Origin of the sequence: Methylobacterium sp. HMF5984 (genome assembly GCF_045033435.1) — a bacterium.
Taxonomy (GTDB): Bacteria; Pseudomonadota; Alphaproteobacteria; order Rhizobiales; family Beijerinckiaceae; genus Methylobacterium.
In genome coordinates this window covers 3,344,072-3,360,698 of record NZ_JBJFLN010000001.1, presented here as the reverse complement: position 1 = coordinate 3,360,698, position 16,627 = coordinate 3,344,072, and the positions used below count along the sequence as shown (strand labels likewise).

At 72.7% G+C, this 16,627-nt stretch carries 13 protein-coding genes; 7 read left to right on the top strand and 6 right to left on the bottom strand.

Annotation, left to right across the window (positions count from 1 at the left end; translation table 11 throughout):
* Positions 1-42 precede the first annotated feature (42 nt).
* From hemA to ACFZ8E_RS16250, 7 genes are all read left to right on the top strand, one after another.
* Positions 43-1,260, top strand: a complete 1,218-nt coding sequence (hemA, locus tag ACFZ8E_RS16280; protein WP_243946981.1) for a 5-aminolevulinate synthase — start codon at positions 43-45, stop codon at positions 1,258-1,260.
* Between the two features lie 317 nt (positions 1,261-1,577).
* Positions 1,578-2,588 (top strand): magnesium chelatase ATPase subunit I, encoded by a 1,011-nt coding sequence (bchI, locus tag ACFZ8E_RS16275; RefSeq protein WP_243933293.1) that lies wholly within the window; start codon positions 1,578-1,580, stop codon positions 2,586-2,588.
* Complete coding sequence (locus ACFZ8E_RS16270; RefSeq protein WP_405043258.1) at positions 2,585-4,717, top strand: VWA domain-containing protein; 2,133 nt, start codon at positions 2,585-2,587, stop codon at positions 4,715-4,717. Before bchI ends, ACFZ8E_RS16270 begins: the two co-directional genes overlap by 4 nt.
* Before the next feature lie 48 nt (positions 4,718-4,765).
* On the top strand, positions 4,766-5,722 hold the full coding sequence (bchO, locus tag ACFZ8E_RS16265) for an alpha/beta fold hydrolase BchO (protein ID WP_405043256.1): 957 nt from the start codon (positions 4,766-4,768) through the stop codon (positions 5,720-5,722).
* Positions 5,723-5,731: 9 nt separating this feature from the next.
* Positions 5,732-7,258: a phytoene desaturase gene (locus ACFZ8E_RS16260; RefSeq protein ID WP_405043255.1), complete on the top strand. Its 1,527-nt coding sequence runs from the start codon at positions 5,732-5,734 to the stop codon at positions 7,256-7,258.
* On the top strand, positions 7,239-8,327 hold the full coding sequence (locus tag ACFZ8E_RS16255; RefSeq protein WP_147860308.1) for a phytoene/squalene synthase family protein: 1,089 nt from the start codon (positions 7,239-7,241) through the stop codon (positions 8,325-8,327). Before ACFZ8E_RS16260 ends, ACFZ8E_RS16255 begins: the two co-directional genes overlap by 20 nt.
* Positions 8,324-8,464 (top strand): hypothetical protein, encoded by a 141-nt coding sequence (locus ACFZ8E_RS16250; protein ID WP_405043254.1) that lies wholly within the window; start codon positions 8,324-8,326, stop codon positions 8,462-8,464. Before ACFZ8E_RS16255 ends, ACFZ8E_RS16250 begins: the two co-directional genes overlap by 4 nt.
* A gap of 97 nt (positions 8,465-8,561) precedes the next feature.
* Here the strand turns inward: ACFZ8E_RS16250 and truB are convergent, their stop codons facing one another.
* The 6 genes from truB to rimP form a co-directional block, all read right to left on the bottom strand.
* The gene (gene truB / locus ACFZ8E_RS16245; protein ID WP_147728626.1) at positions 8,562-9,593 is read right to left on the bottom strand and encodes a tRNA pseudouridine(55) synthase TruB; all 1,032 of its coding nucleotides are present in this window, start codon (positions 9,591-9,593) and stop codon (positions 8,562-8,564) included.
* A 121-nt stretch (positions 9,594-9,714) separates the two neighbouring features.
* Entirely contained in the window at positions 9,715-10,149 is a 435-nt protein-coding gene (gene rbfA / locus ACFZ8E_RS16240; protein ID WP_243937447.1) for a 30S ribosome-binding factor RbfA, read from the bottom strand.
* A 114-nt stretch (positions 10,150-10,263) separates the two neighbouring features.
* Positions 10,264-13,182, bottom strand: coding sequence for a translation initiation factor IF-2 (gene infB / locus ACFZ8E_RS16235; protein WP_243986668.1), 2,919 nt, complete (start codon positions 13,180-13,182; stop codon positions 10,264-10,266).
* Positions 13,183-13,992 (bottom strand): RNA-binding protein, encoded by an 810-nt coding sequence (locus tag ACFZ8E_RS16230; protein ID WP_243937445.1) that lies wholly within the window; start codon positions 13,990-13,992, stop codon positions 13,183-13,185.
* A gap of 17 nt (positions 13,993-14,009) precedes the next feature.
* Entirely contained in the window at positions 14,010-15,617 is a 1,608-nt protein-coding gene (gene nusA, locus ACFZ8E_RS16225; protein ID WP_243937444.1) for a transcription termination factor NusA, read from the bottom strand.
* Between the two features lie 68 nt (positions 15,618-15,685).
* A complete protein-coding gene (gene rimP, locus ACFZ8E_RS16220) occupies positions 15,686-16,465 on the bottom strand; it encodes a ribosome maturation factor RimP (protein WP_405043253.1) in 780 nt (259 codons plus the stop codon).
* Between the last annotated feature and the right edge of the window lie 162 nt (positions 16,466-16,627).

Genomic DNA, 16,627 nt, shown 5'->3' with positions numbered 1-16,627 from the left:
GGGAGAACCCGCGCGATCGAAACGAGGACGGGGAGACGAGCGATGGATTACGACGCGTTCTTCGGCGCCGAGCTTCAGAACCTGCACCGGGAGGGGCGCTACCGCGTCTTCACCGATCTCGAACGTCAGGCCGGGCGCTTCCCGCACGCGACCCATCACAGCCCCGAGGGCGAGAAGCCCGTCACGGTCTGGTGCTCGAACGACTATCTCGGGATGGGCCAGCACCCGGACGTGCTCGCCGCCATGCACGCGGCGCTCGACCGCTGCGGCGCGGGCGCGGGCGGCACCCGCAACATCTCCGGCACCAACCACTACCACGTGCTGCTGGAGCGCGAACTCGCCGACCTCCACGGCAAGGGGGCTGCCCTGCTGTTCACCTCCGGCTACGTCTCGAACTGGGCGGCGCTCGGCACCCTCGGCGCCAAGCTGCCCGGCTGCGTCATCCTCTCGGATTCCGAGAACCACGCCTCGATGATCGAGGGCATCCGGGCGTCGCGCGCCGAGCGCCAGATCTTCCGCCACAACGACCCGGAGGACCTCGACCGCAAGCTGCGGATGATCGAGCCCGGCAGGCCGAAGCTCGTGGCCTTCGAATCGGTCTACTCGATGGACGGCGACATCGCGCCGATCGACGAGATCTGCGACGTGGCCGAGGCGCACGGCGCGCTCACCTACCTCGACGAGGTCCACGCCGTCGGCCTCTACGGCGCGCGCGGCGGCGGCATCTCGGAGCGCATGGGGCTGGCCCACCGCCTCGACGTGATCGAGGGCACGCTGGGCAAGGCCTTCGCGGTGCATGGCGGCTACATCACCGCGAACGAGACGCTGTGCGACTTCGTCCGCAGCTTCGCCTCGGGCTTCATCTTCACCACCTCGCTGCCGCCGGCGGTGGCGGCGGGCGCGGCCGCCAGCATCCGCCACCTCAAGCGGAGCAACATCGAGCGCGCACGGCACCAGGAGCGGGTGCAGCGGGTGCGCGAGCGCCTGGACGCCGCCGGCATCCCCACCCTGCCCAACGACAGCCACATCGTCCCGGTGATGGTCTGCGATCCGGTGCTGTGCAAGGCGATCTCCGACACCCTGCTCGACGAGTTCGGCATCTACGTGCAGCCGATCAACTACCCGACCGTCGCCCGCGGCACCGAGCGCCTGCGCATCACCCCGTCGCCCCTGCACACGGACGCCGACATCGACCACCTCGTCGGGGCGCTGGCCGCGATCTGGGGCCGGATCGGGCTGGAGCGGGTGGCGGCGGAGTAGGGGACACGCCGCCGACAATCCGTGCGGCGAGTTTCTCCGCGTCCTCGGGCCCTACCGAATTCCGACGCCTCTGCGTGACGGCGCCGGATGGTGCGTCCGAAGCACTGCGGGGCCCCCTCTTCCATGGGGAGAGGGGACCCGCGCCTGACCCTGCATAACGTGCGGCCCTGACGAGTCGCATCGGAAGAAGGGAACTGCCCGTGCGTTTCGAAGGCCAGGGTGCCATTCTCGATCGCGCCGATCGCGCCGATCGCGCCGCACCTCCCCAGCCACGGATCGGCGTGACAACCTCTTCGCAATCGCGAGTGCCCCAGCGCGTGACCACCTTCCCCTTCACCGCCATCGTCGCCCAGGACGAGATGCGTCGGGCGCTGCTGATCGCGGCGGTCGATCCGTCGGTGGGGGGCGTGCTGGTGTTCGGGGATCGCGGCACCGGCAAGTCCACCGCGATCCGGGCGCTGGCCGGTCTGCTGCCGCGGATGCGCGCGGTCGTCGGCTGCCCCTATGCCTGCGATCCGGCCGCACCCGCCGAATCGTGCCCGCATTGCCGTGGCCAGGCGGAGCGCAAGAGCGCGCTCGTGCCGGTGCCGGTGGTCGACCTGCCGCTCGGAGCCACCGAGGACCGGGTGGTCGGCGCGCTCGACCTGCAGCGGGCGCTGGCGCTCGGCGAGAAGGCGTTCGAGCCTGGGCTGCTGGCGCGGGCCAACCGCGGCTTCCTGTACATCGACGAGGTCAACCTGCTGGAGGACCACCTCGTCGACCTGCTGCTCGACGTGGCGGCCTCCGGGGTCAACACCGTCGAGCGCGAGGGCCTGTCGATCCGCCACCCGGCGCGCTTCGTGCTCGTCGGCTCCGGCAACCCGGAGGAGGGCGAGCTGCGGCCGCAGCTCCTCGACCGGTTCGGCCTCGCCGTCGAGGTGGCGACGCCCACCGACATCGCGACCCGCATCGACGTGGTCCGCCGCCGCGACGCCTACGAGCGCGATCCGGAAGCGTTCTGCGCCACCTACGCCAAGGCCGAGCGGGCGCAGGCCAAGCAGATCACGCTCGCCCGCGAACGGCTGAGTGCCGTGACGATCCCCGACGCGGTGCTGGAGGCCTGCGCGAGGCTCTGCGTGGCGCTCGGCACCGACGGCCTGCGCGGCGAGCTCACCCTGATGCGCACCGCCCGCGCGCTGGCGGCGCTCGACGGCGCGGACGACGTGACGATCGACCATGTCCGCCGGATCGCGCCGGCGGCGCTGCGCCATCGCCTGCGCCGCAACCCGCTCGACGAGGCCGGCTCCACCGCCCGCGTGGCGCGGGCGGTCGCCGACGTGCTGGCGTGACGCTCGCGCCCGGCGAGGGCCGCTGGGCCGAGGCGCTCCGCGCCGCTTCGCTGCTGGCGGCCGATCCGCAGGCCTGCGTCGGCATCCGCCTGCGCGCCGGGCCGGGCCCGGTCCGCGAGGCGTGGCTGCGGCACCTGACGGACCGCCTCGCGCCCGGCACCCCCGTCCGGCGCTGCCCGCCCGGCATCGGCGACGACCGCCTGCTCGGCGGCCTCGACCTCGCCGCGACCCTGTCGGCCGGCCGCCCGGTGGCCCAGGCGGGCCTCCTGGCCGAGGCCGACGGCGGCCTCGTCGTCGTGCCGATGGCCGAGCGCCTGTCGCCCGGCACGGCGGCTCGTCTCGCCGCGGCGCTCGACACCGGCACGATCACGGTCGCGCGCGACGGTTTCTGCGAGACGCGGCCCGCCCGCTTCGGCCTGGTGCTGCTCGACGAGGGGCTCGACGACGAGGCGCCGCCGAGCGCGCTCACCGAGCGCCTCGCCTTCGACGTGGATCTGCGCGCCTTCGGGCTGCGGGAGATCGAGGATGCTCCGCCCGGGCATGACGCGGCGGACCTTCGGGGGTTGCGACGGGCGCGTTCCGCAGAACGCCATTCTTCTGGAACGGCTTTCGCATCCGCCCACCCCGAACGGCGATCGCAGGAACCGCTTTTCCCTCCCCCCTCTGCGGGGGAGGGTGGCCCGCGAAGCGGGTCGGGAGAGGGGAGCGACGCTTCCGGACAGCGCGCTCCCCTCTCCCGACCCTCGCTCACGCGAGGCCCACCCTCCCCCGCACCCAAGTCGGGCCTGCCCGACTTGGGCACACAGGGTGCGGATCTCGGGCAGGCCCGAGATCCGTCGGGGGGAGGGAAGGCGCGCGGGCTCTTCGGCAGGGAAGAGGAGGTGGGGAGAGGCGCGACCGCTCCCGACCGCTCCCGACCCACGCCTGAACCGGACGACGCGTCCGACGCCATCCCTGCGCTTTGCGCCGCCGCGGATGCCCTCGGCGTGACGTCCCTGCGCGGGCCGTTGCTCGCCGTGCGGATCGCCCGGCTGATCGCCGCCCGCGACGGACGGGATGGGCTCGCGGAACGAGATCTCGTCGAGGCAGCCGCCCTCGTGCTCGGCCCGCGGGCGACGCGGATGCCGGTTCCCGAGCAACCCGCCGAAGCCTCCGAACCGCCCCCCGACGATCGCGGATCGCCGCAGGAGGAGAACCCGCCGGAGCCCGACGGGGACGCGGCGGGCTCGGAGCAGCAGGCCGAATCGCCGAATCTCGACGACGTCGTGCTCGCGGCGGCACGCGCGGCGATCCCGCCCGGCCTGCTCGCGGCGTTGGCCGCCGGGCAGGCGCCGGCGCGCGGCGGCAAGGCGGGCAGGGCCGGGGCCGCCGCCTCCGCCGCGCGGCAGGGCCGGCCGATCGGCACGCGCCCCGGCGACCCGCGCCGCGGGCGCCTGGCGCTGCTGGCGACCCTGCGCGCCGCCGCCCCGTGGCAGGCCCTCCGGCGATCCGAGGCCGAAGCGGGCGACGCCCGGGCGATCCTGGTGCGGCCGGAGGATTTTCGGATCACGCGCTTTCGCCAGCGGACCGAGAGCACGACGATCTTCGCGGTCGACGCCTCCGGCTCGGCGGCGATCGAGCGGCTCGCCGAGGCGAAGGGGGCGATCGAGCTGCTGCTGGCCGAGGCCTATGTCCGCCGCGACCGGGTGGCGCTCGTCGCCTTCCGCGGCCGGGCGGCCGAGCTCGTGCTGCCGCCGACCCGCTCGCTGGTGCGGGCCAAGCGCGAGCTCGCCGAGCTGCCCGGCGGCGGCGGCACGCCGCTGGCCGCGGGGCTCGATGCGGCGGCCGACGTGGCGCTCGCCGTCCGCCGCGGCGGCGGCACCCCGGTCGTCGTGCTGCTCACCGACGGGCGCGCCAACGTCGACCGCGCCGGCGCACCGGGCCGGCCGCGCGCCGCCGAGGACGCGCTCGCCGCGGCCCGGCGCTTCCGCGCGGCGGCGTTCTCCGCGATCCTGATCGACACCGCGCCGCGCCCGCAGGATTCGGCGCGCGCCCTGGCCGAGGCGATGGGCGCCCGCTATCTCCCGTTGCCGCAGGCCGACGCCCGCAAGCTCAGCGCCGCGGTGCGGGCGGCGGGCGCGGCGGCGTGACGGCTCGCATCGGCAGGTCCTTCAGGAAACCAGGTCCTTCAGGAAACCATGACACGCATGTCCGAGGACCGCCCGGACTGGGAGCGCGACGGGCGCGACTGGCCGCATCGCGACGCCAGCCGCTTCGTCGAGGCTTCCGGCCTGCGCTGGCACGTGCAGGCGATGGGGCCGGCCGACGCCCCCGTGCTGCTCCTCGTCCACGGGACGGGCGCGGCGACGCATTCCTGGCGCGGGCTGATGCCGGCCTTGGCCGGGCGCTTCCGCGTGATCGCGCCGGACCTGCCCGGCCACGGCTTCACCGATCCGCTGCCGGCCGGCCGCCTGTCGCTTCCCGGCATGGCGTCCGCCCTGGCCGACCTGACGACGCAGCTCGACGTGAGGCCGGTCGTGGCGGTCGGCCATTCGGCGGGCGCCGCGATCCTGGCCCGGACCTGCCTCGACGCGCGGCTATCGCCGAGGCTGCTGGTGGCGCTGAACGGCGCCCTCAAGCCGTTCCCAGGTCTTGCCTCGATCCTGTTCCCAAGCATGGCGCGGATGCTGTTCCTCAATCGGATGACGCCGAAGATCTTCGCCTGGACGGCGGACCGCGCCGCGGTGCAGCGGCTGATCCAGGGCACCGGCTCGCGCATCGACCCCGTCGGGCTCGACCTCTATCGCCGCCTGTTCCGGAAGCCCGCCCACGTCGCCGGAGCGCTCGGCATGATGGCGAACTGGAACCTCGACGCCCTTGACCGCGCGCTGCCGCGGCTCGGCGTCCGCACGCTGCTCGTCGTCGGCTCCGACGACAAGGCGATCGCGCCCGACACCGCCTTCGCGGTGCGCGACCGCCTGCCCGATGCCCACGTCGAGCTGATGCGCGGCCTCGGCCACCTCGCGCACGAGGAAGCGCCCGAGCGCGTCACTGCGGCGATCCTCGCGGAGTTCGACGCCCTGACCGCAGCCGAGGCGCCGCGGTCCGCCCGAGCCTCAGAAAGGCCCTTGCCTGAGGTCGGCAATCGACCTTAGTGTCAAACCATGTTGACACTCGATGCGTCGGTACCGTTGACACATGCGGATCGCCGGCCCCACGCCGTCGTCGTGGGCAGCGGTTTCGGCGGGCTCGCCGCCGCGATCCGCCTCGGTGCCCGCGGCTACCGGGTCACGGTGCTGGAACGGCTCGACAAGCCGGGCGGGCGGGCCCGCGTCCACCGGCAGGACGGCTTCACCTTCGACGCCGGCCCGACCATCGTTACCGCGCCGTTCCTGTTCGAGGAACTGTGGACGCTGTGCGGGCGGCGCATGGCGGACGACGTCACCCTGGTGCCGATGCGGCCCTACTACCGCATCCGGTTCGACGACGGCGCCACCTTCGACTATTCCGGCGACCTGGCCGCCATGCGGGCGGAGGTCGCCAAGTTCTCGCCCGCCGACGTCGCCGGCTACGAGCGCTTCATGGCGCAGAGCGAGGCCATCTTCCGCGTCGGCTTCGAAGAGCTCGGCCACGTGCCCTTCGGCCGCATCCGGGACATGCTGCGGATCGCGCCGGACCTCGTGCGGCTCGGCGGCCACCGCAGCGTCTACGACGTGGTGGCGAAGTACATCCGCGACGAGCGCCTGCGGACCATCTTCAGCTTCCACCCGCTGCTGATCGGCGGCAGCCCGTTCCGGGCGAGCGCGATCTACTGCCTGATCGCCCATCTCGAGCGGCGCTGGGGCGTGCACTTCGCCATGGGCGGCACCGGCCGCCTCGTCAACGGCCTCGTCGGCCTGATCGCGGGGCAGGGGGGCACCCTGCGCTGCGACGCGGAGGTCGCCGAGATCACCGTCGCCTGCGGCGCGGCCACCGGCGTGCGCCTGGCCGACGGCACGACGATCGCCGCCGACATCGTCGTCTCGAACGCCGATTCCGCCCACACCTACCGCAATCTGGTCCCGGCATCGGCCAGACGGCGCTGGACCGATCGCAAGGTCGACAAGGCCCATTCCTCCATGGGCCTGTTCGTCTGGTACTTCGGAACGAAGCGGAAATATCCGGACGTCGCCCACCACACCATCCTGATGGGGCCGCGCTACCGCGCGCTGATCGACGACATCTTCCGCAGGAAGCACCTCGCCGACGACTTCTCGCTCTATCTCCACCGGCCGACCGAGACCGACCCGATGCTGGCGCCGCCGGGATGCGACGCGTTCTACGTGCTCTCGCCGGTGCCGAACCTCGCCGGCGGCCAGGATTGGGCGGCGCTCGCCGAGCCCTACCGCCGGCGCATCGAGGCGTCCCTCGAGGCGACCGTGCTGCCGGGCCTCTCGGCCGAGCTCATCACCTCGAAGGTGACGACGCCGCAGGATTTCCGAGACGATTTCCTGAGCTTCCGCGGCTCCGGCTTCGGGCTGGAGCCGGTGTTGACGCAATCGGCGTGGTTCCGTCCGCACAACGCGTCGGAAGACGTGCGCAACCTGTTCCTCGTCGGCGCCGGAACCCATCCCGGCGCCGGCCTGCCCGGCGTCCTGTCCACGGCCCGCGTCCTCGATACGGTGGTTCCCGATGCGCGCGTCTTCGCCTGAGTCTCTCCCGGCCGCGTTCCTGGCCGCCCTGCGCCCGGCCTCGTCGCACGCGTCGGAGGCCGACCACGCCGCCTGCCGCGCCGCGATCCGGGCGGGGTCGCGCAGCTTCTACGCCGCCGCACACCTGCTGCCGCCGCGCGTCCGGCGCGCGGCCTACGGGCTCTACGCCTTCTGCCGGTTGTCGGACGATCTCGTCGACGACGCGGAGGCCGGCGCGGCGCCCGGGGCGGTGCTTCGGCTCGATGCGCGGCTCGCGCGCATCCATGCCGGCCACCCCGCCGACCATGCCGCCGACCGGGCGCTCGCCGACGTCGTCGCCGACCACGCGATCCCGCAGGCGCTGCCGGCGGCGTTGCTCGAAGGCCTCGCCTGGGACTCCGAAGGGCGGCGCTACGCGACCTTGAGCGCGCTCTGCGCCTACGCCGCCCGCGTCGCGGCCTCCGTCGGCGCGACGATGACGCTGATCATGGGCGTGCGCGATGCCGACGTGCTGGCGCGGGCCTGCGACCTCGGCGTGGCGATGCAGCTCACCAACATCGCCCGCGACGTCGGCGAGGATGCGCGGGCCGGCCGCCTCTACCTGCCGCTCGACTGGCTCGACGAGGCCGGCATCGATCCGGACGCGTTCCTGGCCGAGCCGGTCGCGACGGACGCGCTGCGCGACGTGGTCGCCCGGCTGCTCGCCGCCGCGGACGTGCTCTACGCCCGCTCGGAGGCCGGCATCGGCGGCCTGCCGCTCGCCTGCCGTCCGGCGATCCGGGCCGCGCGCCTGATCTATGCCGAGATCGGTACGGAGATCGTCCGGAACGGGTTCGACAGCGTCACCCGGCGCGCCCGCGTCGGGGCGGGGCGCAAGCTGCAGCTGCTCGCCCGCGCCGCGCTGCCGCTCGGTGGCGGCACCGAGCGCGACGCGCCGAGCCTGCCCGAGACCGCCTACCTCATCGAGGCCGTGCCGACGCGCACGCCCTTGGCCCGCCCCTGGTGGGACATCCCGGGCCAGGCGGTGCGGGTGCTCGAGATGATCGAGGCGTTGCGCGAGCGTGAGGCGACGGGGCGCGAGCCGGCGTGAGCGACCCGCTCTTCGCCGCCTTCGACATCGGGCTGGTCTTCGCGCTCGCCCTCGGGCTGGCGATCTGGCAGCTCGTCGCGCTCAGGCGCAGCATCCGGCGGGACCGCGCGGCGGCGAAGGTGGACCGCGGAGAGTAGCATCACCGACGGTTATTCCATCCGCGCTTTCCCTCCCCCCTCTGCGGGGGGGAGGGAAGAGGCGCAAACCACACCGCCCCGGTTCACGCCATCGACGTCAGGATGCCCGGCCGGCGGCCGTTCCGCCGAGGTGGAACACCCGGTGGGGCACCAGCTCGCCGCGCTCGACGTCGCCCACCGCGACGAGGATGCCGCCGCAGGTCGCGAAGATCTTGCCCTCGACCGGCGCGTCGCGGCCGCGCAGGATCACCGACTGGCCGCGCATCAGGCGCATCGCCATGTCGCGCGAGACCGAGACGGAGGGGATCGCGTCGAGGGCGGTCTCGACCGGCATCAGGTGGGCGAGGCTGCCCTCGGGCCCGGCGGCGTCGAGCCCGGCGACGTTGCAGGAATCGGCCTCCGCGAACGGCCCGACCCGGGTGCGGCGCAGGGCCGAGACGTGGCCGCGGCAGCCGAGCATGCGCCCGAGGTCGCGCGCGAGCGCCCGGACGTAGGTGCCCTTGCCGCACTCGGCCTCGATCACCGTGCGGTCGGTCTCGTGCTCGACCACCGCGAGGCGATCAATCTGGACGGGACGCGCCACCAGCTCGACCACCTCGCCGTCGCGGGCGAGGTCGTAGGCGCGCTCGCCCTGGATCTTGATCGCCGAGTAGCGCGGCGGCACCTGCTCGATCGCGCCGACGAAGCTCGGCAGGGCGGCCTCGACCGCCGCGCGGGTCGGGCGGTCCTCGCTCGTCGCCACCGGGCGGCCCTCGGCGTCGTCGGTGTCGGTCTCGATGCCCCAGCTCACGGTGAAGCGGTAGGCCTTGCGGCCGTCCATCACGAAGGGGACGGTCTTGGTGGCCTCGCCGAGCGCGATCGGCAGGATCCCGGATGCCAGCGGATCGAGGGTGCCGGCATGCCCCGCCTTCTTGGCGTTGAAGGCGCGCTTCACCACCGCGACCGCGTGCGTCGAGGTCATGCCGACGCCCTTGTCGAGGATGACCCAGCCCGACACGTCGCGCTTCTTCGGCCGGTCGGGCCGCGGACCGCCGCGGGACGGGCGACGGCCCTCCTCGCTGCGGCGCTCGCCCGAAGACGGCATCTCGGGCGCGGAGACCGGATGCTCGGAGGTCGGGACGTCGTTCATGGAAACCTCAGTCGGCATCATGCTTTTTTACGTCAATCGGCGAAACGGAATCTGGATCGGTGCGCGCCCTCCTGCCGGTGCCGCGCCGCGATGGCGTCTTCGATCGGGTCGGGGCCGGCCCTCACGAGCGCCCCCCGCCGACCTCCGCGTCGTCCTCGTCCGGCGCTCCCTTGTCGAGGTCGCGCTGGACGCGCTCGTTGCGCAGCAGCGCGTCGATCCGCGCGGCCTCGTCGAACGTGTCGTCGCGCAGGAAGCGCAGCTCGGGGGCGAATTTGAGGTTCACCCGCCGGGCCACCTCCTGCCGGAGCGCCTTGCGGTTGCGCTCGAGCGCGGCGATCACCGGCGCCTCGTCCATGCCGCCGAGCGGCATCACGTAGGCGGTAGCGAGCTTGAGGTCGGGCGACATCCGAACTTCCGGCACGGTCACCACGTGGGTGCCGAGGACCGGATCCTGGATGTCGCCGCGCTGGAGCACCTCGGCCAGCGCGTGGCGCACGAGCTCGGCGACGCGCTGCTGGCGCTGGGTGGGGCCGTTCGGGTTGGGTTTCTGAGCCATGGTCTTCTGCGGTCCGGCACCGGGTCGTCGAGCAGACGAGGCAGGACTGGAGTACGAAAAAAGACGGCCGCGGCAGGAGCCGCGGCCGCCGTGTCGATGCGCTGTCGAACGCGATCAGAGCGTGCGGCGGATCTCTTCGACCCGGTAGCACTCGATGGTGTCGCCGGCGCGCATGTTCTCGAAGTTCTCGAACGCCATGCCGCAATCCTGGCCCGACGTGACTTCCTTCACGTCGTCCTTGAAGCGCTTCAGGGTCGAGAGCTTGCCCTCGTGGATCACCACACTGTCGCGGATCAGGCGGACATGGGCGCCGCGCTGGACCACGCCGTCGGAGACGCGGCAACCGGCGACCTTGCCGACCTTCGAGACCTCGAAGATCTCCTGGATGAAGGCTTCGCCCAGGCGCTCCTCGCGGAGCGTCGGAGGCAGCATGCCCGACAGGGTCGCTTTGATGTCGTCCACGAGGTCGTAGATGATGTTGTAGTAGCGGATCTCGACGTCGTTGCGCTCGGCGAGCTCCCGCGCTTCCTTGTGGGCACGGATGTTGAAGCCGATCACCACCGCCTTAGAGGCGGTCGCGAGGGTCACGTCCGACTCGGTGATGCCGCCGACGCCGGCGAGCAGGATCCGGGCCGAGACCTCGTCGTTGCCGAGCTTCTCCAACGCGCCCGAGATCGCCTCGACCGAGCCCTGCACGTCGCCCTTGATGATGACGGGCAGCTCCTTGCGGCCGGCGCCTTCCTTCAGGTCGCGCATCATGTCGACGAGCGAGCGGTTGGCGCCGCCGGTGCGGGCGTTCTGGCGCTCGCGCTTCGTCCGGGCACGATACTCCGTGACCTCGCGGGCGCGGGCCTCGCTCGGCACCACGATCACGCGGTCGCCGGCATCCGGCGTGCCGTTGAAGCCGAGGACCTCCACCGGGACCGACGGTCCCGCGTACTGGATGTTCTCGCCCTGGTCGTCGATGAGCGCGCGGACGCGGCCCCATTCGGCGCCGGCGACGACGATGTCGCCGGTGAACAGGGTGCCGCGCTGCACGAGCACGGTCGCGACGGGGCCGCGGCCGCGGTCGAGCTTGGCCTCGATGACCGTGCCCTCGCCGTCGCGCTTCTCGTTGGCGCGCAGGTTCATGATCTCGGCCTGCAGCTGCAGGCCCTCGAGCAGGTCGGGCAGGCCGTCGCCGGTCTTGGCCGAAACCTCGAACTCCAGCGTCTCGCCGCCCATCGACTCGACCTGGATGTCGTGCTGGAGCAGCTCGGTGCGGACCCGCTGCGGGTTCGCCTCGGGCTTGTCAATCTTGTTGATCGCCAGGATCAGCGGAACGCCCGCCGCCTTGGCGTGCTGGATCGCCTCGATCGTCTGGGGCATCACGCCGTCGTCGGCCGCCACCACGAGCACGACGATGTCCGTCACCTTGGCGCCGCGGGCGCGCATGGAGGTGAAGGCTGCGTGGCCGGGGGTGTCGATGAAGGTGATCATGTCGCCCGACGGCGACGCGACCTGGTAGGCGCCGATGTGCTGGGTGATGCCGCCAGCCTCGCCCTCGACCACGTTCTCCTTGCGGATCGCGTCGAGGAGCGACGTCTTGCCGTGGTCGACGTGGCCCATGATCGTGACGACCGGAGGACGGGGATCGAGATCCTCGTCGAGATCCGGCTCGTCGGAGGTCAGGCCCTCTTCCACGTCCGACTCGGCGACGCGGCGCACGGTGTGACCCATCTCCTCGGCGATGAGCTGCGCCGAATCCGAGTCGATCACGTCGGTGATCTTGTGGATCTCGCCCTGCTTCATCAGCAGGCGGATCACGTCGACCGCCCGCTCCGACATGCGGTTGGCGAGCTCCTGGATCGTGATCGTCTCCGGGATCGTCACCTCACGCGACAGCTTCTCCTTCTGCTCGACCTGCCGGCTTCCGCTCATGCGCTGCTGGCGACGGCGGAAGGAGGCGATCGAGCGGGTGCGCTCGTCCTCGCCGGACGTCGCTGTCGCGATGGTTAGGCGGCCGCGGTTGCGGTCGCCGCCGGGCTGCTTGGGCGTCTTCGGCGGCGTGATGATCTTCAGCGGCATGCCGGGACGGCGGATGACGCGCTTGGTCTCGCTCTCGTCCTCGTTCGCCGCCGGGCGGCCGGCCGGACGCGCAGCGGTCCCCGCGGGCCGTGCCGCGGTGGTCGGGCTCGCGCTCTTCTCGGGCTCGGGCGCCGGGGCGGGGCGCGCCATGAAGTTCAGGTTCTGCGGCTTGCGCACGTCCGCGGTGATGGTCTTGCGCGGCTCGGCCGGGGTCGGACGCGCGGTCAGCGGTGGCCGTGCGGCGGCCGGCGCAGGACGCGCGGCCCCGGCGGCGGGACGCGCCGCCTGCGGAGCGGCAGGCGTCGCAGCCGCGGCCGGACGCGGAGCCGGTGCGGGCTTGGCGGCCGCGGGCGCGGCGGCGACCGGAGCGGCCGCAGGCGCGGCGACCTGATCGGAAGCTTGCGCCGGCGCGGCGGCAGGCTCGGGCGCCTTGGCCGGCGCCGCCTCGGCGGCGGCACGTGCCTCGGCGGCGGCGGCAGCGGCTTCGGCGGCGCGCTGCTTCTCCTCCTCCTGGCGACGCGCCTCCTCGGCGCGCTTGGCGGCGGCGGCAGCCTCGCGCTCGCGCTCCTCGGCTGCGGCCTGGGCGCGCTGCGCCTCGGCGGCGGCCTCGGCCTGGCGGCGGGCTTCCTGCTCGCGGCGCTGCGCGTCGGCGAGCGCTGCGGCGCGCGCCGAGCTTTCCTGCTCGCTCAGCGTGCGCAGCACGACGCCGGACGCGGACCGCTGCGCCGGGCGCGGGGCGACCGGCGGCGGAGGCGGGGCGACCCGTGTCGGGGCCGCGATGGGGGCGACGGGCGCCGGCGCCGCGCCGATCACGCGGCGCTTCACCGTCTCGACCACGACCTGCTTGGAGCGGCCGTGGGAGAAGCTCTGGCGCACGGTCCCCTGTTCGATCGGGCGCTTCAAGGAAAGCGGCTTCGCAGGAGTCTTGCTCAGAGTCTTGTCGCCCGGATTATTCGTATCGCTCATTCAGCCTGAACCCTGAGGGTTTCCATCGTCGCGTGAACCGGCAACCCGCGGAGCGCCGGCCTGATCCGTCACGGCATCGTCTTGCAGAGGGGGAGCATCCCCGCCGTATCCGGCGGATCCGCGCTCCTCGATCGCCGCGGCGACGCCCTCGAAGGAGCGTAGCCGACGCCAACGCGCCAGGCAGCCGGCGGCCCCGACTCCTGCGACGAGCGCAGCGTGTATCACATGATCCCGACCCAAGGCCATGTCCAATTCGTCTTCGGACAAGTCGTCAACGATCGGTATGCGGGATATGGCATCGCCGTGCCGCCGGTGCAATGCCGCCGCGATCTTGCGGCGACCGTCGGGCGCGGCGTCCGACGCATGGATCACGGCAGCGACGCGCGGCTGCGCGCCGATCGCCGCCTCGACCTTGGTGAAGCCGGTCACGATGCAGCCGGCCTTGTTGGCCAGCGCGATCGCCTGCCGCAGGTCGGCCCGCAACCCCTCGGCGATCCGGTCGGGCAGGTCGGCGGAGGCTGTCGCGCCTTGCGTCTTGAACGCCCGGTTGAACGCCCGCTTCCTCACGGCCGTCGCGACGTCCTCGCGGCGCGCGCTGACCCAGGCGCCGCGGCCGGGAAGCCGGGCGCGCAGGTCCGGCACGACGGCGCCGTCCGGCCCGAGGACGAAGCGGATCATCGCGTCGGGCGCCTGCGCGGTGCGCGTGACGATGCAGGTGCGCAGCGCGCCCTGTCGGCCACGATTCGGCCCGGCATCGAGGACGACGTCCTCGACGCCCTCGTCAGCCGGCGGCTGAGCGGCCTGAATCATCGCCCGACCTCGCGTCGTCAGTTGGCCTCGGCCTCGGCGGACTCCGCCGCGTCCTCGGTCGCCTCGGGCTCGGGCAGCGCCTCGATCCAGCCGGCGCGAAGGCGGGCGGCCATGATCATGGCCTCGGCCTCGGCGCGCGAGACCTCGAAGCCGTCGAGGTAGCCGGCGTGGCGCTTGGCCTCCGGCCCGCGGCCCTCGGTGTAGCCGACGAGGTCGTCGGTGGCGCAGCCGGCCAGATCCTCGATCGTCTTCACGTCGTTCTCGCCGAGCGAGACCAGCATCGGCGTGGTCAGGCCGTCGATCTCGCGCAGCTCGTCCTGCACGCCGAGCTCGGTGCGGCGGTCGTCGTGCTCCTGCTCGATCCGGGCGAGGTGATCCTGGGCGCGGGCCTGGATCTCGGCGCCGGTCTCCTCGTCGAGGCCCTGGATCGAGGACAGCTCCTGGATGTCGACGTAGGCGATCTCCTCGACGTTGCGGAAGCCTTCCGCCGCGAGCAGCTGGCCGACGGTCTCGTCGACGTCGAGCGCGCCCATGAACACGGTGGTGCGCTCGGCGAACTCCTTCTGGCGGCGCTCGCTCTCCTCGGCCTCGGTCAGGATGTCGATGTCCCAGCCGGTGAGCTGCGAGGCCAGGCGCACGTTCTGGCCGCGGCGGCCGATGGCGAGCGAGAGCTGGTCGTCGGGCACCACCACCTCGATGCGGTCGGCCTCCTCGTCGAGCACCACCTTGACGACCTCGGCCGGCTGCAGCGCGTTGACGATGAAGGTCGCCTGGTCCTCCGACCACGGGATGATGTCGATCTTCTCGCCCTGGAGCTCGCCGACCACCGCCTGGACGCGCGAGCCGCGCATGCCGACGCAGGCGCCGACCGGATCGATCGAGCCGTCGCGCGAGATCACCGCGATCTTGGCGCGCGAGCCCGGATCGCGGGCGACCGCCTTCACCTCGACGATGCCGTCGTAGATCTCCGGCACTTCCTGGCCGAAGAGCTTGGCCATGAACTGCGGATGCGAGCGCGACAGGAAGATCTGCGGCCCGCGCACCTCGCGGCGCACGTCGAACAGGTACGAGCGGATTCGGTCGCCGGGGCGGAAGGTCTCGCGCGGGATCATCTCGTCGCGCCGGACGATGCCCTCGCCGCGGCCGAGGTCGACGATGACGTTGCCGTACTCGACGCGCTTGACGAGGCCGTTCACGATCTCGCCGATGCGGTCCTTGTACTCGTCGAACTGACGGTCGCGCTCGGCGTCGCGCACCTTCTGGACGATGACCTGCTTGGCCGACTGCGCGGCGACGCGCCCGAAATCGAACGGCGGCAGGGTGTCGGAGATCACGTCGCCGACGAGCGCGCCGGGATTGTAGCGCCGGGCCTGGTCGAGGGTGATCTCGCGGGCGTCGTTCTCGACGAGGTCGACCACGAGGAGGTGGCGGGAGAGCCGCAGCGCCCCGGTCTTGTTGTCGATCTCGGCGTGCACGTCGGTCTCGGCGCCGTAGCGCGAGCGGGCCGCCTTGGCGATCGCCTCCTCCATCGCGTCGATCACGATGGAGCGATCGATCACCTTCTCGCGGGCGACCGCGTCGGCGATCTGCAGGAGTTCGAGCCGGTTGGCGCTGACGACGGCCATCTGTGTCGGTCCTTCTCTTGGGGTGCCGCCCCGGTCGCCGCTTTGCAAGCGGGGCGGGCGGCGATGCTCTAGTGAAGCGAGTCGCGGTCCTTGAGGCGGGCCGCCTTGGTGGTCACGGGCTTCTTGGGCGCGTCCGAAGCGGGCTTCGGCTTGGCCGCCTTGGGCTTGGCGGAAGCCTTCTGCCGCTTCGGGAACGGCGCCGGCGGAAGGGCCGGGACGTCTTCCGCCTCGTCGTCGTCGAGCGCCTCGTCGAGGTCCTGCACCGGGCCTCCGCCGCGCCGCAGCGACTCGCGCACGAGTTCGTCCGTGAGCACCAGATGCGCATCGGCGAGGTCGCGCAGCGGCAGCGAGACCCGGCTCGGCAGGCCTTCCTTGACGTCGGGCAGGTCGACCGGGACGGTGAGCGCCGCTGCGTCCGGCTCGCCGATGATCCCGCGGAAGCGCTTGCGGCCGCCGAGCGGCACGGCGAGCTCGATCTTGGCCTCGTAGCCGGCCCAGCGGGCGAAGTCGGAGACCCGGACCAGCGGACGGTCGATGCCGGGCGAGGAGATCTCGAGATAGTAGGCGATGCCGACCGGGTCATCGAGGTCGAGGATCGGCGAGATCGCGCGGCTCACGGTCTCGCACTCGTCGATGGACATCGAGCCGTCCGGCCGCTCGGCCATGATCTGCACGGTGCAGCCGTTCGCGCTCGACACCTTGACCCGCACGAGGCGGAAGCCGAGCCCCTCGATCGGACCCTCGATCACCTGCGCCACGCGCGCGGCGACGCCGGTCTCGCGGACCAGGCGCTTCTCCGTCGGCTCAGCCGACGGCTCGGGCGAGGGGACGGCGGTCGGCTCTGACATGACTGCGCTCAGGATCGGGCTCGCTGATGGGGCGGCGCTCCGGAGGACAGGAGAGGGGCTTGCGGCAATAAAAAAGAGCGGACCCGGTGGGGCCCACTCCCGAACCGCAGCCTCGCGACTGCAACCAGAACTGATGAGGAACGATCTAGCGGGTGAACGCGA